This window comes from Taibaiella sp. KBW10, from assembly GCF_003852495.1.
In the GTDB taxonomy this organism is placed as follows: domain Bacteria; phylum Bacteroidota; class Bacteroidia; order Chitinophagales; family Chitinophagaceae; genus Edaphocola.
This window is the reverse complement of sequence record NZ_QAJI01000001.1, coordinates 315045-336272: the sequence shown is the minus strand read 5'-3', so window position 1 is coordinate 336272 and position 21228 is coordinate 315045. Positions and strand designations below refer to the sequence as shown.

The following is a 21228-nucleotide window of genomic DNA, read 5'->3' as shown; positions in this document are numbered from 1 at the left end:
GAATCTAGTAAGTGTTCAAATATGCTTCAATGTCTTCGTCTGAAATATTTTGTAAAGACGATTCAAGGTTCTTCGTTTGTGTTGCAGCAGGTACATTGGCCAGGTTCGCTTCTAAAGTAAACTCATCAAACTCATCTGAATGCTGCTCTACATAGCTTGCTATATCCCGTTCCGGAATGCTCGCCAGCAATTTCATGGTATTTGTGTTCGCATTGGTAGCCGATAAAGTATTGGGCGATGTATTGTCCATCTTATCTACTTGCAACCAGGTAGCTCCTAATATAAAAAAGATAGCGATAGAAGCTGCGGCAGACCATTGTGCCCATTGTAAGCGTTTTTTTACCGTCATCGGAACAACCGGGGCAACTTTTGCCGGTGTTACATCTGCAATTACCTTCGGCGCGGTTACAGGCATCGTAAGGACAATCTCCGGAGTGCTAAACGGATTGCTTTTTTTCAAAGAAGACAATAGGGGAGTCGCGTTGAGCTCCTCATCAATATTGGTTTCCTCATTTATTTTGTTCCAAACCGTTTCCGGGAACTGATCAAAATAGTGATCCGGTAGTATAAAGGGGTTTGCCTGGGATAATCCGGCGATGGAAGTAGTATGTATAAGCTGTTCAAATTCCTGCACCTTTAAGAGGAGGCCTGTACTCAAATCATTAAAATAATCGGGAGGGATAGAAAATGGATTCTCCTTCGATGCTGCTAATGGTTGGTCTTCTTTCAATAAGACGATAGAGCACATTTCATTAGGGAAATTGTCAAAATAATTGTCTGGAATCTTGAAAGATGGCAAGGCAATATCACTATCGAACCTTGCGCCGATAGCTTCCCACTCTTTTTGTATGTCAATATTCCTTTTCATAATACCCTTATAGACCTGTAGTGATACTTAAAGTTTAATCTTGCTTTAAAAATTCTTCTACCTTTTTAACTGCATGATGGTAAGAAGCCTTCAGGGCACCCGTAGAGGTTTCGAGCACTTTTGACATTTCCTCGTAAGGCATTTCTTCATAATAGCGTAAAAGGAAAACAGCTTTCTGTTTTGTAGGAAGGGATTGGATCGCCTGTTGCAGGCGCCATTCTAATTTATTGGCATCAAAGCCTTTTTCAGCATGTAATTTATTGGATAGGCCGCTCTCATGATCGCTAAAGGATAGGGAAGCGCGTTTCTTTTCTTTTTCCAAGAAGGTTAAGGTCTCGTTTGTAGCGATCCGGTACATCCAGGTATACAGATTGGATTCTTCTCTGAAATTTTCCAGGTACGTCCATACTTTAATGAATACATTCTGTAAGACATCGTTGGCATCCTCATGGTTGATTACCATTCTTCGGACATGCCAGTACAAGCGTTCCTGATATTTTTTTACGATCTTGGTATAAGCACGCTCCCGCGTAGCATCTTCTCTAAATGCCGCTAATAGTTCTTTGTCATCTTCTTGAGGAATGTGCTCAGCCATATCTGTTCGTGAAAAATAGGTTTGTAACGAACAAAAATAGCCATATTAACTGTAAACATCAAAAGTAAAATCCCAACAATGATTTACTGCTTTCGATATCCTCTATTCACTAAATACACACCCAAAGCAATGCTGATAAAGGATAACAAAGTATATATATTTAAAGGTTCATTGGCGAGCTGCCAGCCCAACAATACCGCGACCAGCGGGTTGATATAGGCATACACCATAACGATACCTACCGGTAAATGTTTTAAGGCATACATGTAGGCGGTATAGGCCAATACTGAACCAACAATAATAAGGTACACAATTGCCAGTAATGCTTGCGTGTTTTGTAAATTGATTTTATGATAATCATCTACCAAAGGACTGAATAATAATAAGAATACTCCACCGCTAAACACCTGCAGGGCACTATTAAATACCGGGTTTCCTGTACTCTTATTTTTCTTGCCCATGATGCTGCCATAAGCCCAGCTGGTAGTGGCGATCAGGGTGGCACCAATCCCCATCAGGTAGCTCGTATTAGATAAATCATTGAAGCTGTCTTTAAAATTGAGTGCGACACCGGCAAATCCCAGGAACATTCCTACCACAATAAGCGTGTTTATCTTTTCGCTTTTATGGATCATCACATTGATCAGTACAGAGACCAAAGGCATGGTCGCGCAAACTAATGCGGCCACACCGCTGGGAATATAAGCCTCAGCCCAGCTGACTAATCCATTGCCCAAGGTGATCAACAGGAAGCCGATTAAAGCCTGACGGCGGATATTCCCCCAGGACCAGTCATTTGCTTTTTTATTACTGAATGCGATCAGACCGATGATGATACCGGCTGATGCCTGCCTGAAGCCGGCCATTAGAAATGGCGGCAGGGCTTCCAGCCCCATTTTGATGCCGAGGTAAGTAGTACCCCAGGCGATACAAATAAAGATGAGGGAGATCCAGGCTTTGCTTTGTATACTCATATACTTATAATGGGGTTTAAAACACATGAACGCGCCATAAGGCGCGTTCATGTGTTATTTATATATTGTTGGTAGCTCATTTCTGCTTACGCGCTAAGACTTTTTCTACCGCTTCGATAATATTAGACTGGCCAAGACCATACTTTTCCAAAAGTTGTAATGGTTTACCACTTTCTCCGAAGGTATCGTTTACCGCTACATATTCGTGAGGCACCGGGCAGTTACGCGCGGCTACATTGGCAATGCTGTCTCCTAAACCGCCATTGATCTGATGCTCTTCTGCAGTCACGACACAACCGGTTTTGGTCAGTGATTTAATTACAGCTGCTTCATCCAGTGGTTTAATGGTATGCATATTGATGACTTCCACACTGTGTCCTTTTGCTTCAAGGGCTCTTGCCGCCTCTAAAGCCGTCCATACCAGGTGGCCACAGGCGATAATGGTTACATCTGTACCTTCATTCAGTACCTGCGCCTTGCCAATCACAAAATCAGAACCATCTTCTTTTGTGAAATTAGCCCATTTTACCCTTCCGAATCGTAAATATACCGGCGATTCAATCTGACTAATGGCAATGGTAGCCGCTTTGGTCTGGTTATAATCACAAGGTACAATCACCGTCATCCCGGGTAGCATCTTCATCATCCCGATATCTTCCAGTATCTGGTGTGTAGCACCATCTTCACCTAAGGTAAGTCCTGCATGGGAAGCACATATCTTTACATTTTTATGGCTATATGCTACAGACTGACGGATCTGGTCATAGACACGGGAAGTAGAAAAGTTGGCAAAAGTTGTTGTGTATGGAATTTTACCAGCTGTTGCCAAACCTGCGGCAACCCCAATCATATTTGCTTCAGCGATACCACATTGTACAAATCTTTCCGGAAAATCCTTAATGAAATTGTTAAGTTTTAAAGAACCGGCAAGGTCGGCAGTTAAGGCCACAACATTAGGGTTTGTTTTGCCCAGTTCGTAAATGCCGTCTCCGAAACCTGCACGGGTTTCTTTTTCGTTTGATGCGGTATAATCCTGCAACATAATGATGTTTATTGAAATGCTTGAGAAATGTTAATAATACGATTGCAAAAGTATTATTATTTGGGAAGCTTTCAAAAAGCATTTTTGGGATAAAAATACTTTTCCACAAAAACACATATTTCAAAGGAGATATTGATTTTTTATAGAAATTTGCGCAGAGTATCAAACAAAAAATATGAAAACGGTTTTAAAAATCATTACCAACAAATATGTCCTGGCTATTGTCGTCTTTGCATTGTTGATGTTGTTTTTTAGCCCGTATGACCTCTTTACCATCCGCGACAGTCAGCGGGAATTGGATGATCTGGATAACAAGATCGAGTATCTCAATACCCAGTCAGATAGTATGGATGCCTCCTTACAGCATATCAAGGCCGACCCTCAGGCACTAGAGCAATATGCCCGCGAAAATTACCATCATAAAAAAGAAGGGGAAGATGTTTATGTGATCACCAAGTAGATCAGAAAGGCAGGCCTGCTTATAGCATTGATGATGTAGTAACCCATTGTACGCAATGTGGCGTATGCTTTTTTGTTAAAAACGTTAAGCTTAACAAAATACCTGAACTCTTCCTTATACTGCACACAATATAAGCTCCTTTTGGTTCGTTATTAAGGGGAACACACTAAAAATATTAAATGGGATTACTTTTACATCACACCACTTCTAATAATGCCCATACGCCCCATACGACGATCGAGCTGATTGCCGATTTGGATTTATATGAGCAATATTCCAGAGAACTGAATATACTGCATAAAATCAATTATGAACCGAGTTTGGAATCGGTTCACGATCTGATGGAAAAAATCAGGAAAGTGAGTAAAGACTTGAAATAGCTTTATACTTTTGAGATCACCAAGGCAGAACAGTTTCCACCAAAACCAAAGGAATTAGAGAGTACATTTCTGATTTCCTTAGCCACGCTTTGTGTATTCGGTTGCCAATTAAGACCGGATATAGGCGTTTTCATCCTCAAATGAGGCCATGTTTTGCTGCCCATAATCGCCAATACAGAAAATACGGCTTCTACCGATCCGGCAGCACCAAGGGTATGCCCCGTATACGCTTTGGTAGAACTGGCATCTGGAACCGGGATGCCGGAAAAAATCTTTTCTATGGCAATGCCTTCCGAAGAATCATTATTGGCCGTACCCGTACCATGAAGATTTATGTAATCAATTGCTTCCAGGGCAATGCCGGATTGCTTGATGGCAGTAAGCATCGCCAACTGATTGCCGGTTCCGTCCGGAGAGGAAGCGGTTTGGTGATGAGCATCATTAGCATTGGCATAACCCGACAGGATTGCTAATTTTGCGGCATTCGTTTGTGTCACGGCTTTCTCACTCATTAAAACGACATAGGCTGCAGCCTCACCGAGGTTGAGTCCTTGCCGGTTTTCATCAAAAGGCCGGCATAACTCCTTATCTAAAATCATTAGAGAGTTAAAACCGTTTAAGGTAAATTTAGAAAGACTATCAGCTCCGCCGGCAATCACAATATCCATTTTGCCCTGTTCTATCAATTGTGCGCCGAGCATAATGGTATTGGCAGAAGAAGAGCAGGCCGTACTGATAGAAGTAGACCAGCAATCTTCCAGGCCTAAGGCATGTGCCGTTAGGTCCGTAATAGAGCCACATTCGTGGTACCATAATTTTCTTTTATCAAAAGTACCTCGCTCCGCCACCGCTTCGAATAAAGTCTCAGAAAGATCCATGCCGCCTACCGTGTTGGCAGAGATGAGGCCGATATTTAAGCCTTCTGTTTTGCCCATAAAAGGGGCAAACGCTTCTTTTGCTGCTTTTATACTCAATAAAGCTGTTCTGGGAAAAGTGTCCAGGCAACCGATCATTTCCGCCAGCTCCTTATTGGAATATTTAATTTCTCCCACGGGAAAGGGGTGGATGCTTTTAAGATGAGTAGCCGGACCAATACCAGCCTGTCCTTGTTCCAAAGCAGCACGGTTTTCGGATACATTGGCGCCGATGGCACTAATAATCCCTAATCCGGTAATATATGCAGGTGAACTCTTTTCCATAATGTAATCAATTGCCGACAAGGGAGCAAAAATAAGTAAAATAGCAAAGGTGAAAGTGATTTTATTCCCAGACTTCCAGTGCTTGTAACACTTTATTGACCGGGAGGCCAATCACATTGTAAATGTCGCCAGAAATATGAGCGACACCGACCAGGCCGATCCATTCCTGTATGGCATAAGCTCCTGCCTTGTCAAAAGGCTTATAATGCTTGATATAATAATCAATTTGTGCAGAATTCAGGGGATTGAAGGTAACCTCTGTAGTACTGGAAAAACTTTTGTATGCGGTACCTTTGATCAGGTATACGCCCGTAATGACCTGATGTGTTCTGCCTGATAATTTCTGTAAAATATGTTGGGCATCTGCTGCATCTTTCGGTTTGCCAATAATTTCCTGGTCTAACACAACAACGGTATCTGCGGCAATAATAATAGGTTCTTCCTTTTTTTGCGCAGCAGATAATTGCGCCCATACTGCCAGTGCTTTTTCCCTGGCAATATACTCCGGCACCTGTGCTATTGCCAAATCTTCAGGATAGAGCTCCTTCGTATCGGCTACGATAATGTCGAAGCTAAGACGGGCATCTTCTAATAATTGTTTTCTTCTGGGAGAGGCCGAAGCAAGGATGATAGACATTTATGAACAGTAAAATTGTAAAAAATAAAATAAGATTAAGGTGGAGATCCCTAAGAGCATCAATACTTTCAGGTATTTGCTGTATCGGGCAAAATGGGTTTGGGTCATAGACTGACCAATCTTGATAAAAAGATACCCGATCGGAATGATGAGCGCCACAATAATATATATGCCCAGTATCCTCCAGTGATGCGACATCAGGTAGCCCGCGGCAAGTGCCAGTAGGATGACCGATACGATGGTTAGTAATTTAATAAAACGGATGGTCTTGCGCAGGCCGATTTTAATAGGCATCGTGACACAGCCATCTTCCGCATCTCCTTTAAAATCTTCCAGGTCTTTGATGATTTCCCTGATCCAGGTAAGGCTAAAGGCAAAAAAGCAATAGACAAATAAAATCCATACCGGATTAACCACCGTTTCCTGATTGCTGTTATAAAGGAATGGATGGCTGAGGTATTGCTGACTTAGGGGCTCATAAGGAATAAAAATGCCGATAGACATAGCTGTGAGCAAGGCCACGACCACATTTCCGCTTATATATTGCCTTTTGAAATGGGTGGAATAAAACCATAAGAGTATGGTCGATATAAAGGGAATGGAGAAGGCCACAATACTCTTTAACTGATAGGCCAGAATCGCGGCAATAATCAAGCCTGCTACATTGCAGAAATTGTGCAATAAAATCGCAAACTTAGGGTTGATATCTTTGCCGATCAGTGACTTTTCCGGTCGGTTAATGGCATCAATCTTTACATCAAAATAATCATTGATAATATATCCCCCTGCGGCAATGAGGACGGTAGACAAGCTCAGCAGCAAGGCATTGGGCCAGTCTAAAAAAAGAGTGCCTTCTGTCAATTGGGGTAGGGGCCTGATCAGGCAAAACCAAATGAGCATTTGTGTGGCAAATACGATGGTCAGGTTAGAAAGGCGAACAAGTTTGGATAGCTCTGAAAAGGTCATTATACTTAATTTCTTGCTTTATGTAACATCATTAAATCTACTAGTACCAATGCAGCCATGGCTTCTACAATAACCGGAGCCCTTAGCGCTACGCAAAGGTCATGTCTTCCTTTAACGGAGTAAGGAGCTACTTGTCCGGTCTCCCGGTTGTACGATTGTTGTTCTTTTGGGGTGGAGGCCGTTGGTTTGAGCGCAATGCGAAAGACAATATCATTACCATTGGTAATGCCGCCGATCACACCACCGGCATGATTAGTGGCCGTGCGACCCTGCGCGCCGATATATACATCATTATGTTCCGTACCAAACATCCTGGCTGCGGCAAAGCCGGCACCGAATTCCACGCCTTTTACCGCCGGAATGGAAAACATGGCCTGGGCCATTCTGCTTTCGACACTATCCCAGAACGGTTCCCCCCAGCCAATCGGCACATGTTGAATCGTGCAGGAGATCAGGCCGCCGGCACTGTCTTTGGCCGTAATTGCTTTTTGTAACCCTTTTTCAATATCCTTTTCTCCACCTACTTCCGTTACCAACGCCTCAATCGTAATCTGCGGTAATATTTTTTTTGCGATGACTCCCGCCGCGACAATGCCTGTAGTCAGGCGTGCGCTGAAATGCCCTCCTCCTCTAAAATCTTCAAATCCTTTAAATTTTTCCTGAGCGACAAAATCGGCATGTCCCGGACGGAAAAAAGCCCTTTGTTTTTGATAATCTTCGGAACGGATGTTCTGGTTTTCAAACAGGATGGTCAGTGGTGCCCCCGTTGTATATCCGTTAAAATGACCGGAAACAATTTGGGGTATATCGGCTTCCACCCTTGGCGTGCCTCCTTTTTGGCCTCCCTTACGCCGTTCCAGGTCTGGTAAGAAATCTGCGGTCTCTAAAGGAATGCCTGCAGGAACATGGTCAAGCGTAATGCCTACCACCGGCCCGTGAGAGGCACCAAAAATCTGTATGTTGAAAATAGTATTGAAACTATTCATGATAATCGATTGAAATTAATAGTAGATGGTCTCTTTATGCTTCCTTGCGTTCTTCTTCCAAGTGTGCTTTTAGCAGTAAACGGTCGCTATACTCTGCATAGGCCGTAGGTTTGATCTTTTCTCCGCCTTCTTCCACAAAGGCGCGGGTAAACTCGGCTCCGAAATAAAGGATTAAAGCAGAATAATAGATCCATAAAAGTAAGATAATAATTGAGCCTGCGGCACCATAAAGACTGGCTACAGTACTGCTGCTGATATATAATCCGATTAAATATTTTCCTAAAAAGAACAATAGCGTGGTCACAATCGCGCCCGGTAATACCTGCAGCCATCGGATCTTCACATCCGGTAACATTTTAAAGATCACCATAAACAGAAAGGTCAGGATGAGGAATACAAATGTCGTATTAACAGAGCTGACCAGCTCTACAGGAATAAAGGGTAATTTGGTTATGATGAAATGGCTAAATCCTAAAAGCACGGCATTAAGGACCAGAGAGACCAGTAAGAGAAACCCAAGGCCAATAATCATGGTAAAGGAAACCGCCCGGCTGATTAATAATTTGATAAATCCCTTTTTTGCTTTGGCCCGCACGCCCCATATCAGGTTGAGCGAGTCTTGGATTTCCACAAAAATACCGGTAGCGCCGATTAACAGTACAATAATACTGATGACGGTGGCGATGCCGCTGTTTTTCTGAAAGTTAATTTTAGACATCACTTCCTGTATCTGAAAAGCAGTCGAAGAGCCGATATAATGTTGCAATTCGGCAAAAAGCTTGCCTTCCAATGCCTGTTGCCCGTAAAATGTACCCCCGATGATAATGATCAGCAAGAGCATAGGCGGTAATGAGAAAATGGTATTGTAGGCTAAGGCTGCACTAAGTTTGCTGGCCCGGTCATCAGCAAAGCCAATGCCTGCATTGAGGAGTATACGCCAATATTTTTTCAGGGTAGCTGTAGCTTTTCTGCTCATTAAAAGTAAAATTATGTTATTAATGCCAAAATGTAATAATTTTGCCGGGTATATCTTAATGTTTATTAAAATATGGCCAGCCGCCAAAACTATGAGGCTAGAGGATGTGTTAAAGACACAAAAAATAAAGGATAATTATCATAAGGTCTGCCTGAATACAATATTTTCGGGTATTTGGGTAGAAAAAATGATTACCCCGGTGTTTAAAGCACATGGGGTAACAAGTGCTCAGTATAATGTACTCAGGATTTTGAATGGCAGCGCCAATGCATTGACGGTTGCGGCTGTACAGCAGCGGATGCTTTTTAAAGCATCTAACGTGACGCGTATTATTGACAAGTTGCTGGATAAGCATTATATTGATAAAAAAATAAGCAGTACCGACAAAAGGGTGATCTACATTACCATTTCGGAAAAAGGGAAGGCCTTACTTGCCGCGATGACACCAAAAGTGTTGGAAAAAGAGCGGGAGATGATGTCTAAAAACCTGACCGAGCAGGAAGCGGAGATGCTATCTGACCTAATGGATAAAATGAGAACCTAAATGCCAAGCGGAGACTATGTAAAAGGATACAAATCATATCTGCAACTGGAGAAATCTTTGTCAGAAAATTCTGTAGAAGCTTATCTGCATGATAGCAACATGTTCTTGCTTTTTTTAGACCAACAGTATGCGGGTATAAGGTTTGAGGCTATAGAACTGCATCACTTTATTTCTTTCCTGGAGTCGATCAATGAGGTAGAGATGGCGGCTTCTTCACAAGCAAGGATTGTATCCGGACTCAAATCCTTCTTTAATTATTTAGTGCTGGAGCAAGTCATCAGCCAAAATCCAACTACTTTTTTAGAAACACCAAAGATCCAACGAAAATTACCGGATGTGCTCAGTCTGGAAGAAATCAATCTCTTGTTCTCGCATATTGACCATAGTACCTTTGACGGGCAACGCAATCGTGCAATCCTCGAAACGATGTATAGCTGTGGACTAAGGGTGTCTGAATTGATAGCGGTGAAGATCTCTGATCTATATCTCGATGTTGGCTTTATCAGGGTGATCGGAAAGGGAAATAAAGAACGCCTGATTCCGATCGGGGATGAGGCTGCCAAATATATACTTATTTATAAAGAGACCATTCGTCAGCAAGGAAAAATTATAAAGGGCCAGGAAGATATATTGTTTCTGAATAAGCAGGGCAAAGGCCTAAGCAGGGTTATGATCTATCTGATCATTAAAAAGATAGCCCTTGCGGCAGGGATCGCTAAAAATATTTATCCACATACACTCCGGCATAGTTTTGCGACCCATCTTGTGGAAAACGGCGCCGACCTAAGGGCGGTGCAGGAAATGTTGGGGCATGAAAGCATTACGACCACTGAGATCTATACCCATCTGGACCGGAATTTTTTACAACAAACCTTGCAAAAATTTCATCCCAGGTTCTAAAATCAAAGTTCATAAAAGGATTAAATAGTAATTTTGTCCTCTTATTCCCTTTTGGGAAGTACAGATTATACAAATTAGTAACATTCATGGCGGTATTTAAAACATCAAAGGCAAAGGAAAATATCCTGAAAAGGGTACGCGCTGCCTTACAGGAAGAAAGTGTGCGTAAACCTTTCCCGGAATTGGATCAGGTAGCCCCGGTTAATGTGTATGTTCCGATGGAGCAGGCGACTGCAGAAGAAAATTTTGCTTACGAGTTTTCTAAATCGGGTGGAAACTTTATTTTCTGTAATGATGAGGATGATTTCAGTGTACAATTGCAGGAATTGGCTTTGGCCAAACAATGGAAAGAAGTTGTTTGCGCCCCGGCACATATTTTTACCTTATTGGTACATAAACAGTTGAATTTTATCAGGGATTTTAACCTTAGAAATGGACAGGCAGATGCCTGTATCACCGAATGTGAAGCGGCCATTGCCCGTACGGGCAGCTTATTATTCAGTAGTAAGCAGCATTTCGGCAGAACGGCCCCCATTTATTTCCCGGTGCATATTGCTATTGTTTATGCTCATAATATTGTAGATGATGTGGACATTGCATTGAAAATGATGCAGAATAAATATGGGGTGCATAATATGCCTTCCATGATCAATTTAAATACCGGCCCGAGCCGTACCGCAGATATCGAAAAAACACTAGTCACCGGAGTCCATGGCCCTAAAGAAGTATATTGTTTTTTCATCAATCAATAATGCATGCATCCTAAAGCGCTTAGCATCGCGGCTTATCGTTACAATCTGCCCGATGCCCGAATCGCCAAATATCCTTTGGCACAAAGAGATACCTCAAAGCTCCTTATTTATAAAGACCATACCATTACGGAAGATCATTTTGGCCGGTTGGCAGAACACCTTCCGGCGCAGAGCATGATGGTTTTTAACCAGACCAAAGTTGTCCATGCACGCTTGCCATTTCAAAAGCCTACGGGAGGTAAGATTGAGGTCTTTTGCCTGGAACCGGACGGCCGCTATGCGGATGTGCAGACCGCAATGACTGAAAAAGGGGAAGTCTACTGGACCTGTTTTTTAGGAGGTGCCGGAAAGTGGAAAGAGGGGCAGATTTTATTATTAGAAGTTAATGAGACCCTTACCGTTCATGCGGCACTCATCCATAAAAATACGGGTTCTTACACCCTTCGGATTTTTTGGAATATGCCGGAACTCAGTTTTGCAGAGATATTACATTTGGCCGGAAAAGTGCCCTTGCCACCTTACCTGAACAGGGAAGCAGAACAGGAAGATGAAACCAGCTATCAAACGATTTTTGCTAAAGAAGAAGGCAGCGTGGCCGCGCCGACAGCCGCACTCCATTTTACAGAAGCAATTTTGGATCAATTAGCAGCAAAGAGTATCGCCACAGGTTTTGTGACCTTACATGTGGGTGCCGGTACGTTTAAACCGGTAAAAAGCGACACCATGGAGGGGCATGAAATGCATGCCGAATGGATTGATGTTTCCCTTGCTTTTATAAAAGGATTAATACTACAAATACAAACCGGCAAGCCCTTGGTTGCCGTAGGGACAACCTCCTGCAGAACGCTGGAAAGCCTCTATTGGATAGGGGTGCAGCTTCAGGAAGGCCGCCCTGTATTGGGACAGGATATTGCCGTGTCTCAATGGGTGCCTTATGAAACCAATACTAGCCTTAGTGCGACAGAAGCCTTGCACATATTAATGCAATACTTATCAGATCAGGGATTGGATCGCCTGGTGACCAAGACACAGATTATTATTGCGCCGGGCTATCAATTTAAGCTCGTAGATGCCTTGGTTACCAATTTTCATCAGCCGGAAAGTACCTTATTGTTACTCGTTTCTGCTTTAATCGGCGGCGATTGGCAGAAGGTATACGACCATGCCTTGGATCATGATTTTAGGTTTTTGAGCTATGGGGACAGTAGTTTGTTGTGGAAAACAAGCTAGGCAAAGCGGCATATACATTTTTTGTTAAAGTTTGCTTTTTTGAATAATTTATCACTTAATTTTGCCGTATTAATTCATATTAAAATTCAAGCGAGATGGTAATATCTTCATTTAATCCGGCCTTATTAATATCTATGCCAAGTGGTGGAGAATGGTTGTGGATTGTATTGGTTGTCGTAATATTGTTCGGTGGCAAAAAAATCCCTGAGTTGGCCAAAGGCATTGGTAAAGGGATTAGAGAATTCAATGACGCTAAAGAAGGAGTGAAGAAAGAGATTGAAAGCGGTATTAACGAAACGCCGAATAGCAATCAAACCAAATAAGGTACTTCGCAAAACATTATTTTACTGGAATCGAATAGATCTTCTGTTAAGGAAAGGTTTATTCGATTTTAAGTTTTTATTACTTTTTTCACAAAATATTTGCTATTATTGTATTAGCGTTTGGAGGACTGCATTAAACAAAAGCCGCAGTTTCCATTCTAATTATGGTTCACATTTTAGGTTGGTTTATACTAGAGAACAATAGACTTACTGAAATTGTAATTTTTTAACCTCAAAAAACAGTAAAATGCCTTGGAAAAAGATTTTTTGTGCGGTGATGATGTACGTGCCAAGTGTAACTTTTGCACAGAAAAAGGTAAAAGAAGACAATAAACCCATTGCTGAAAATGCAATACCCATGAAGACTGCCGCTCCAAAACCATTGGAGAAAACGGCTTTACCTGCAACAGTTACCCCCTCTGGTGCAAAAATCACAACAACGCCGGTTGCGGCTACCGCTCATAAACTAACAGAGCGCAGCCGTAAAGAGAAAGGAGATCAATATGTTCCGATCGCCGGTGAGATGGCCTATTTTGGAAAGAATAACGAGTACGTACTGAATTATGTAAAGAATTATTATCAATCCAATATCAAACACTTTAATACGATTAAACAAAGGAGTAATCGTTACTTTAAAATTATTGACAGAACATTTGACCGCAGGGAAGTACCGCTGGAACTTAAATACCTGTGTGTGATTGAATCGGCCTTTAATAATAATGCCGAATCTCCTGTAGGTGCCGTAGGCCCATGGCAGTTTATGCCCACAACCGGTCAGTTTATGGGACTGGTGGTGAATGGCAAAGTAGATGAACGCAGGGATTGGGGCAAATCAACCAATGCCGCTGCCAAATATGTAAACTATCTTTATGATCAGTTGCAGGATTGGTTGTTGGTGGTTGCGGCTTATAACAGCGGTCCCAGACCCGTTATCAATGCAATCAAAAAAACAGGTAAATCCGATTTTTTTGCGATTAAAAAATACTTACCTGCAGAGACACAAAACCATGTTATGGCATTTATTGCTACAGCAACGGTTATGGAACGTATGGATAATTATATCGGTGGTAGCCTTCCGGATAACTTTAACTGGAAATGGCTTAATGTCGGTACAGACAAACCGGGAGGAGCAGTAGAAGCCGTTCCTGAAAAACCTAAGAATCCATTGCTCTTGCGCTTTTCGGAAGCTGAGTTGAAAACGATGTCTATCGTAGAAATCAAAAAACCTATTGATATGGATGTATTGGCCTCTGTATTGCAGGTAGACAGAAGATTGTTGGGCAGATGGAATTATGACTTCTACAGTTTTGTAGATGATTTTAATGCCGGTGAAAAAGTGAATTTTAACTTGAGAATCCCGAAAGATAAACTGGATGTCTTCTTAGAGAAAAAAGACTATATAGAAAGACAAAAAGTAGATTTGAATACTTTCTAGCCTGTTGTAAATAAAGCATAAAAAAGACAATGCCCGCTGATGCGGGCATTGTCTTTTTTATTAACCTGTATAAGGAGATTTTCTTAGAATCTTAAGGTAATACCGGCATTCAATACGCTTAAATTGTCATATCCCGCTTCTGCATAAACAGAGAACTTAGGATTGAAATAATATCTTGCACCAGCTTTACCTAAGCCAATAACACTAGTATTATTGTAGTTGCTATAATTATCATCTCTGATGTTCAGACCAATACCCGCACCCAGATATACATCCAATTTAGAAACCGGGATTAATTTATTAAAGTGATAATAACCTAAAGCACCTATTGTGGTTTCTAAGTAGTTATACCTGTTTCCGCCAGATTTGTAGTTGCTCATGCCTAAGCCACCTAAAAGGCCGATACCGATTTCATCCGTAATGCCATGTTCATATTTTACATAAACAGGAGGTAAGGAGACCTTGTAATTGCCATAATTATCGGGTACTCCGATACCAATAGATAGCAAGCTGGTACTTTTGTTGAAAGATCCACTATTCCTGGTTTTGTACGGCTGGCTATAGAAACCGCCTTTTTTTTGTGCGTTAGCATTTACCGATCCGCTTAATACAAGCGCTAAGGCTGTCATTGATAAAACTATTCTTTTCATAATTATGATGTTTATTCGCTGCAAATCTACAACATCAATCGACAACATCAATACAAATAGGTGCGGAAATGACCTCTATTTTCATAATAATTTCCTAATAACAAAAGGGTGCTTTTCCTGATTGGTGATAGGAAAAGCACCCTTTCGCGTCGTTTTGTTCCGTTTATAGTTTGATATTCAGTTCTATCGAAACAGAATGCGCTTTAAAGCCATCTGTTCTGCTGGAATAGGCATAGCGCAAGCCAATGGACGCAATTCCGGTGAAATATTCCCGGTTGCTGGTGCCAAAAATGCCATTTAAAGGAGCGACTCTTATTGCAGCACCTATTTTATGAAATGTAAATGAAGAGAGGTCATAATCGCTGGTATAATAACTGCCTGGACGATATACCTGCGCGCCATAAGCAGCAAAATAACGGCTGCCTTTTTGAACGGATATCCGATAAAAGGGATTGATCGAAAAGGCGGTTCCGATCTTAATCGGTAGCTCGATATTAGCAGTATAGCCCTGGATACCCCAATTGTCCCTATAATACCGCAGCATAGTGCGGATGCCAACCACATCTGTTAGTTGATAATTTAACCGGTTGTATATCGCCGCCCGGTATCGTACACGAGGAAGCCGCTCAATACGGACTTCTTTATCCAGTTCATTGAGCACCCCGTCATTAAAATAAACCCGGTAAAATGGGGTAGAGAGTAAACCTGATTGAAAAGTAAAATCCAGGCCTACGGCACCATTTACTCTGGGATGAAGTACATAGTTAAGTTTATGGGTCATATTGACGGAATAACGCCAGTCGATGGGATATGTTTTCCCGTTTTTTGTAGCAGTAGGACTATTGGCTATGTCAATAGGCGTCGCATAGCCGACGGGAACCTGAGTTGTATCTACGCTGGCACCGCTTTGCCCATGGCTTCCGCCCCCACTACCATTACTCCCTCCGCTGCCGCCACTTCCACTTCCGCCACCACTGCCGTTACCGCTTCCGCCACTTCCATTGCTTCCGCCATTACTATTAGCATAGCCCATTGTTTGATTTCTGAATTCTCCCGGATAGATCACCAGCCAGCGATCAGCTAATGCACTGAGTCCAAATTGGTATAATAAGTTAGCAGCCGGCATTTCCTTACTCCAACCCAGGTTCAGGCTAAGTGAGCGTACGTCGTATTCCTGGGAATACCCAAAGCCTAAAGAGGAAATTGTTTTTGCTTTTTTGTTTTCATATTCATAACCCAGGCTGCCGAACACGCGGGTTTCTTTACCGCTTACATCTCCGAGTGCAGCACTGGCCGATGTTTTATACTTATCGATTAATCGTAAAGAGGCAGAGGTGAAATGATCGATGCCGGCACTGAGTTTTAAGCTTGCCGGACGGTCCTGCGCCGGAAGGTATATATGTGCCTCCTGTGTAAAACTTTCTAATTTTTGAGACCCGATACCACCATTTACCGCACCATGATCTCCGTCCTGATCGTAATAGTTGGTGAGCAAACTTACCGTTGGCCTGTTTTTATCTTCCTCTTCCGGTTGGGCTGCAGCAAGTGCAGACGATTGTCCAACGGTAAAAAAGACGCAACATAAGAGTAAAAATGTAATAATAATTCCCATAAATATTTTTATAAAAGAGCCTGATGTTTAGTGAATGAAATTTAATTGCAACCGCAGCCGCCACCGGATTTTCCGTCCGTGCCCCCCGTCATGCCTTCTCTGTAGCCATCGGCTTCACTTTCCATTTTTTCGATCGGGAGGGCATTAGATTGCATATAGTGGTCTTTTAAATGCTGTTGCTGGTATGGTTTTACGCTACTGCAGGCGCTGTTGCATAAAGCAAAAGCAGTGAGTAATAATATCCCTTTGATCCAAAGGGGAATATGGTGATGCATGAAAGTGATTTTATGCGTTGAAATAAACTTGTTTGAGATTGTCTGAATAATGATATACCTGTTGCTCATCGACAATAAAGCATTGCAGGTCGTTGAATTGGTTTATAAAAGCCAGGCCTTCTTCAATACCTAATAAAAAGAGGGCAGTTGCCAGGGCGTCGCACAGTTCAATATCGGGACTGATAACCGTAACGCTGAGCAGGCCTTTTACCGGCATGCCCGTTTTTGGGTGAATGATATGCGAATATTTTTTGCCCTCAATCAAAGCGTATCTTTCATAGCTTCCTGAAGTGGCAATACCCGAATCTTGTATGGGTAGCCAGGCAATAAAATCTCTTTTTTGCTCCGGGTCCGCAATCGAAATGCGCCAGGTCTCTCCCGATTCACTTTTCCCCCAGGCCGTCAGGTCGCCCCCGGCATTAACCATGCCATTGTGTATCCCCAGCGCTTGTAATCTGCTTTTCATCTTATTGGCGATAAAACCTTTCCCGATAGCGCCCAATTCTATTTTCGTACCCTTGTTTCGGATAAAAATCGTTTTGTCCGCTTCGTTGAGTTCGATAAAACGATAGTCGATATGCCGGACGGAAGCCGCTACCGCCTCTTTAGTGGGCAAAGCATTCATCGGCTTGTCAAAGAACCATACTTTATCAATAGAGGCGAAGGTGATGTCAAAAAGCCCCTTGGTCCATTCCGAAATTTTAAGGCTTCGCTTAATCAGGTAGAACAGTTCATCACATACTTTTACCGCTTGTATACCCGCTTGCTGATTGACTGCATACAGTTCAGTACCTTCCTGCCAGGCAGAAATAATATTGATCAACCGATTGGCTTCTGCATATGCAGCCTCCATTAATTGTTCCACCACGGCCTCTTTGCCGGCTTCATAAACGATTGTAACATCCAGGTGAGAAGTCATGGAGGCAATACTCTTGTGGTATGCTTGTAATTTCATTTAGGGTTCCGGCGTTTCAAAGGTTTTCAGGCTTTCGACCACTTTCTCGAGTGTATTGCCTTTATAAATTTTGGTCTTTACCGTAAACGTCTTATCCACGATCACCAATAAAGGAAAAACGCCTTCCGGATTAAGCTTTTCAGCCAGTGCTTCATTTGTTTTTCGTTCTGCTTCCGGTAGTTTTTTTCTTTGCGGGAAATCAGCAATATAGAAGATATACTTTTGATCAAGTGTTGCCTTGACGGCTTCCTGATTTAGTATTTTATTCTTGAAATAATGGCAATTGCTACACCAGTCAGAGCCGGAAAAGTAAACCGCTATATTCTGGTTTTTTTCCTGCGCTTCACTCTGAAATTGCGCTAAATAATCATTGTCTTTATTGATCGTGCCGGCAAGCAAGAGCAGGCTTAATAAAAGGGATTTCATCTTTTTCTATTTTTGTAAAGTAACAAACGAATACGGAAATAAGTTCATTTATTGTTTGGTTACACTTAAGGTGGAAGACTGCATTCCGTTAAAAACTTTTACCAGAAAGATACCTGTTTGCCAATTACTGGTATTAATCAGAATCTCTGGATTTGCCGCACTCGCCTGGCCGGTATAGATTGTTCTTCCGCTGATATCGGTGATGTGGATGCTTATCGGAAGATGGTGTTTTAGTGCTTGTTCCTCCAGTGTGATCGTGAGCTGATGCTGAACCGGGTTCGGGAAAATCGCGACACCTTTTAAACTGTTTTGGCTAACCGGCACTATGGCCGTGGTGTTACCGCCACCGCCATTACCATTAGATTTCAAAACCGTACCATCTTTGCCCACAGCATATCCCGTTGTTGCAGAAGGGAAATGAAGCGATTTAAGCTCCGTACTTACGTTTTGGATACTTTGAGAAGTCCAGGATCCGCCGCTGTTTTCGGTATATAAGATCCTGCCGCTTTTTCCGACAACCCAACCTTTGCTGGCACTTACAAAATAGATGGCTTTGAAATCCTGGGAAGAAGAGGTGGTACTATTGGTAAAGGTTCCGGTACCATTGGTCTTCTTTACGCCTCCGGAACTATAACAGATATAACCGGTATTATCCGATACAAAGTGCATACCTTCTATATCCTGGCTTGTTCCCGGGTTTTGGGTGGTCCAGGTGCTGCCGCCGTTTGTAGACAGAGCAAAGGCTCCATCGTCTCCGCAGACATATATTTTCGTAGCGCTCAACATCTGGACTTTATTGTAATGCATTTCGTCATCATCACTTCCAGAGTGGTTACCGCCGGAACGGAGTACCCAGGTACTGCCGCCATTTGTTGTGGTTAGGATAAGGTTGTCTTCCCCTACGGCCACGCCATTTTGTGCATCATAGAAATGCAGGCTGGTAAGGGTGTGAGAGGTTCCGGAAACCTGACTTGTCCAAGTGCTGCCGCCATTAGTTGTTTTCTTGATAATGCCTTCCTTACCGGCAAACCAACCCGTGTTTTCGTCCAGGAAAAACAAGGTATTGAGCTCTTTTGAAGTGCCGGCGTTAAGTGTTGTCCAGGAATTGCCTCCATTGGTCGTTTTAAATAATTTACCATCCTCACCTGCGGTCCATCCGATTTGTTCTGTCGCAAAGTATACGGCATTCAGGTCTTCAGAAGTTGGTGCTGTAAGTTTGGTCCATTGAGCAAAAAGCATAGCCGGTGTGAGCAGGCATAAGGATAGAAAAGTACATTTACGGATCATATCGTTCGTGTTGTGTTTAAAAGGGTAAAATATTATTGTTTTATAAATCGAATTGTTTCAGGCGCGGTATCGGTATGCAGGGTTATGAAATAGATGCCTGCGGGTAATGTCTGTATATCTACCGTTCCTTTTCCCTGGCTTAAGACAAGGCTTGTATGGCGCATTGTAAGCCCTATTGCATTGTATATTGAAATGTCTATTGATGTGATCGGATCTTCTGTATATATATGCAGCACCGATGTTACCGGATTGGGATAGACTTGCGTATAGGAGGTGCCCTTCTTTTTGTTTATCTGATCGCAATCACAACCGTATTGCAATAATTCTTTGCGGAGCCTTAACCTTCTTTGTTCAAAATAGGGTACAACTCCGGGAAGGGCTACCTCCTTTAATACATTACTGCGAAGCATTTTTACTATTACTTCATTGTCCCGGTTGCGGAAAAAGTCATCATTGCTGTAAAACTTAAAGCTGTCTGCGATGACTGCTTCTTTGATCAAATTGAATGCAGCAGTTGTTTTGGCTGCGATAGGATATACGGCTGCGTCCTGATCAAGCAGTTGACAAAGGGTTTTGAAATAAGCGTTTTTGAGATAAGGGGTATTGACAATCCTGGCGATCAGCGGCCTGTAGCTGCCATCGCTTTTTTTTGGAAAAGGGGATAGGTTTTTATACCAGAAAGACAGGTTATAATCCCATGGAATCCAGTGTATCTGATGGTTAGGAGAATTATCATATAAAAAGAAATTCCGGCTGTTGGCGGCATAGGAGTCCCAATTATCCATGAGTACATCGGCCGATAAAGTTTTTAAATAAGAACTGGTATGGAAGGATGCCGAAAACTGTTGCTGGAAATCAAAAGCATGGTAATTGTTGAACAGGTCCAGCCAGTGAATCAGGGCATCCCATGAATCGTTTTTTTCTTTAGTTTGCAAACCCAATTCCGGATAAGACGCTGCCTGATTGTTAACCCATTTTAATTCTGTATTGTCTTTAGCATCAAAAAGATTGCCCTTGTCGTTCTGAAAATGACGGTTTAGAAATACTTTATCCTCAGGTTCCTCCACAATAAGGTAGCAGCCAAAATAAGTATTGTTGATATACAAACGGGTAAACGCCGTACGGGAAGCCGGAAGGCCAATTGTGTTTAAAAAATCATAAGCCACAAACTCCCTCAAAAAAGACGGATCCCCTGCTAAATTGTGTAAGTTTATTTTTTTGATGCCTTCATAATCCTGGTCGCTATTGAACTTGCCAAAATGTAAACGGAAGGGCTTTTTCTTTCCCGGAAATCCGTAATTAGAATATTGCCCTTTAAACCTTATCGCTATATCATGAGCCAGTTTATGCCCGTCAATAACAATACGGGCCGGAAGCACTTTTTTATCGCTGCCATTCAGTCCTTCATCATAATATTGCTGAAGGGTATCGAACCATTGTGCGGTAGGGATAGCGATATGAATTTCATGTAGTTTTGTTGCCTCAAAGATCGATTGCGCCTGTACCGATTTCTTTGGGAAAAAGAATGCCAGGATCGAAAAAAGGATGATATAATGCTTGTATGAATAAAAATTCATCTTATGATTTTGTGCGCAAATGTATAAGAGAGTATTGTCATTTTTCTGTCGTAAACCATATATGACAATACTTTTACGTATTCGTGACATTCTTATATGACTCTTGAAGTTTATGGGTATTGAGCTTGCCTTTGCGTCAAATCATTATCTTGAAATTACCTTGTATATTTGAGGCAGTA

General features: G+C 42.3%; 24 protein-coding genes. 8 read left to right on the top strand and 16 right to left on the bottom strand.

The genetic code is table 11. The features are described 5' to 3' along the window. Positions 1–4 precede the first annotated feature (4 nt). The 4 genes from DBR32_RS01450 to DBR32_RS01435 all read right to left on the bottom strand — a co-directional run bounded on the left by DBR32_RS01450 (position 5) and on the right by DBR32_RS01435 (position 3479). Entirely contained in the window at positions 5–868 is an 864-nt protein-coding gene (locus tag DBR32_RS01450) for a hypothetical protein (RefSeq protein WP_124634508.1), read from the bottom strand. A 34-nt stretch (positions 869–902) separates the two neighbouring features. After that, positions 903–1463, bottom strand: coding sequence for an RNA polymerase sigma factor (locus DBR32_RS01445; protein WP_124634507.1), 561 nt, complete (start codon positions 1461–1463; stop codon positions 903–905). 83 nt (positions 1464–1546) lie between these two features. Continuing rightward, positions 1547–2437 (bottom strand): EamA family transporter, encoded by an 891-nt coding sequence (locus DBR32_RS01440; protein WP_158605875.1) that lies wholly within the window; start codon positions 2435–2437, stop codon positions 1547–1549. 76 nt (positions 2438–2513) lie between these two features. Beyond that, positions 2514–3479 (bottom strand): transketolase family protein, encoded by a 966-nt coding sequence (locus tag DBR32_RS01435; protein WP_124634505.1) that lies wholly within the window; start codon positions 3477–3479, stop codon positions 2514–2516. Between the two features lie 175 nt (positions 3480–3654). Here DBR32_RS01435 and DBR32_RS01430 point away from each other — a divergent pair, with 175 nt between their 5' ends. Beyond that, complete coding sequence (locus DBR32_RS01430; protein WP_124634504.1) at positions 3655–3939, top strand: septum formation initiator family protein; 285 nt, start codon at positions 3655–3657, stop codon at positions 3937–3939. Between the two features lie 179 nt (positions 3940–4118). Next, positions 4119–4319 (top strand): hypothetical protein, encoded by a 201-nt coding sequence (locus tag DBR32_RS01425; RefSeq protein WP_124634503.1) that lies wholly within the window; start codon positions 4119–4121, stop codon positions 4317–4319. Between the two features lie 2 nt (positions 4320–4321). Here the strand turns inward: DBR32_RS01425 and DBR32_RS01420 are convergent, their stop codons facing one another. The 5 genes from DBR32_RS01420 to DBR32_RS01400 form a co-directional block, all read right to left on the bottom strand. Next, entirely contained in the window at positions 4322–5518 is a 1197-nt protein-coding gene (locus tag DBR32_RS01420) for a beta-ketoacyl-[acyl-carrier-protein] synthase family protein (RefSeq protein ID WP_124634502.1), read from the bottom strand. 61 nt (positions 5519–5579) lie between these two features. Further along, entirely contained in the window at positions 5580–6155 is a 576-nt protein-coding gene (locus DBR32_RS01415) for a nucleoside triphosphate pyrophosphatase (RefSeq protein ID WP_124634501.1), read from the bottom strand. Then, positions 6156–7121 (bottom strand): geranylgeranylglycerol-phosphate geranylgeranyltransferase, encoded by a 966-nt coding sequence (locus tag DBR32_RS01410; RefSeq protein ID WP_124634500.1) that lies wholly within the window; start codon positions 7119–7121, stop codon positions 6156–6158. Between the two features lie 5 nt (positions 7122–7126). Further along, positions 7127–8107, bottom strand: coding sequence for a chorismate synthase (locus tag DBR32_RS01405; protein WP_124634499.1), 981 nt, complete (start codon positions 8105–8107; stop codon positions 7127–7129). Positions 8108–8141: 34 nt separating this feature from the next. Continuing rightward, positions 8142–9083: a YihY/virulence factor BrkB family protein gene (locus DBR32_RS01400; RefSeq protein WP_124634498.1), complete on the bottom strand. Its 942-nt coding sequence runs from the start codon at positions 9081–9083 to the stop codon at positions 8142–8144. Between the two features lie 91 nt (positions 9084–9174). Here DBR32_RS01400 and DBR32_RS01395 point away from each other — a divergent pair, with 91 nt between their 5' ends. The 6 genes from DBR32_RS01395 to DBR32_RS01370 all read left to right on the top strand — a co-directional run bounded on the left by DBR32_RS01395 (position 9175) and on the right by DBR32_RS01370 (position 14267). Further along, the gene (locus DBR32_RS01395) at positions 9175–9627 is read left to right on the top strand and encodes a MarR family winged helix-turn-helix transcriptional regulator (protein ID WP_158605874.1); all 453 of its coding nucleotides are present in this window, start codon (positions 9175–9177) and stop codon (positions 9625–9627) included. Next, on the top strand, positions 9628–10527 hold the full coding sequence (gene xerD / locus DBR32_RS01390) for a site-specific tyrosine recombinase XerD (protein WP_124634496.1): 900 nt from the start codon (positions 9628–9630) through the stop codon (positions 10525–10527). Between the two features lie 86 nt (positions 10528–10613). Beyond that, positions 10614–11279, top strand: a complete 666-nt coding sequence (locus tag DBR32_RS01385) for an LUD domain-containing protein (RefSeq protein WP_124634495.1) — start codon at positions 10614–10616, stop codon at positions 11277–11279. 3 nt (positions 11280–11282) lie between these two features. After that, positions 11283–12509 carry an S-adenosylmethionine:tRNA ribosyltransferase-isomerase gene (locus tag DBR32_RS01380; protein ID WP_124634494.1) on the top strand — a complete coding sequence of 409 codons (1227 nt, stop codon included), beginning with the start codon at positions 11283–11285 and terminating at the stop codon, positions 12507–12509. A 95-nt stretch (positions 12510–12604) separates the two neighbouring features. Continuing rightward, the gene (locus tag DBR32_RS01375; RefSeq protein WP_233559630.1) at positions 12605–12832 is read left to right on the top strand and encodes a twin-arginine translocase TatA/TatE family subunit; all 228 of its coding nucleotides are present in this window, start codon (positions 12605–12607) and stop codon (positions 12830–12832) included. A 247-nt stretch (positions 12833–13079) separates the two neighbouring features. Further along, the gene (locus tag DBR32_RS01370) at positions 13080–14267 is read left to right on the top strand and encodes a lytic transglycosylase domain-containing protein (protein ID WP_124634493.1); all 1188 of its coding nucleotides are present in this window, start codon (positions 13080–13082) and stop codon (positions 14265–14267) included. Between the two features lie 83 nt (positions 14268–14350). On the opposite strand, the gene DBR32_RS01365 is transcribed toward DBR32_RS01370, so the two are convergent. The 7 genes from DBR32_RS01365 to DBR32_RS01335 all read right to left on the bottom strand — a co-directional run bounded on the left by DBR32_RS01365 (position 14351) and on the right by DBR32_RS01335 (position 21049). Then, the gene (locus DBR32_RS01365; RefSeq protein ID WP_158605873.1) at positions 14351–14917 is read right to left on the bottom strand and encodes an outer membrane beta-barrel protein; all 567 of its coding nucleotides are present in this window, start codon (positions 14915–14917) and stop codon (positions 14351–14353) included. Between the two features lie 163 nt (positions 14918–15080). Continuing rightward, the gene (locus DBR32_RS01360; RefSeq protein ID WP_124634491.1) at positions 15081–16529 is read right to left on the bottom strand and encodes a DUF3570 domain-containing protein; all 1449 of its coding nucleotides are present in this window, start codon (positions 16527–16529) and stop codon (positions 15081–15083) included. A 41-nt stretch (positions 16530–16570) separates the two neighbouring features. Further along, positions 16571–16804 carry a DUF4266 domain-containing protein gene (locus tag DBR32_RS01355; RefSeq protein ID WP_124634490.1) on the bottom strand — a complete coding sequence of 78 codons (234 nt, stop codon included), beginning with the start codon at positions 16802–16804 and terminating at the stop codon, positions 16571–16573. 10 nt (positions 16805–16814) lie between these two features. Continuing rightward, positions 16815–17759 carry an FAD:protein FMN transferase gene (locus tag DBR32_RS01350; RefSeq protein ID WP_124634489.1) on the bottom strand — a complete coding sequence of 315 codons (945 nt, stop codon included), beginning with the start codon at positions 17757–17759 and terminating at the stop codon, positions 16815–16817. After that, positions 17760–18185 carry a thioredoxin fold domain-containing protein gene (locus DBR32_RS01345; protein ID WP_124634488.1) on the bottom strand — a complete coding sequence of 142 codons (426 nt, stop codon included), beginning with the start codon at positions 18183–18185 and terminating at the stop codon, positions 17760–17762. It abuts the gene before it with no gap. Between the two features lie 48 nt (positions 18186–18233). Beyond that, the gene (locus DBR32_RS01340) at positions 18234–19472 is read right to left on the bottom strand and encodes a YCF48-related protein (RefSeq protein ID WP_124634487.1); all 1239 of its coding nucleotides are present in this window, start codon (positions 19470–19472) and stop codon (positions 18234–18236) included. A 32-nt stretch (positions 19473–19504) separates the two neighbouring features. Further along, entirely contained in the window at positions 19505–21049 is a 1545-nt protein-coding gene (locus tag DBR32_RS01335; RefSeq protein ID WP_158605872.1) for a CotH kinase family protein, read from the bottom strand. Positions 21050–21228 lie beyond the last annotated feature (179 nt).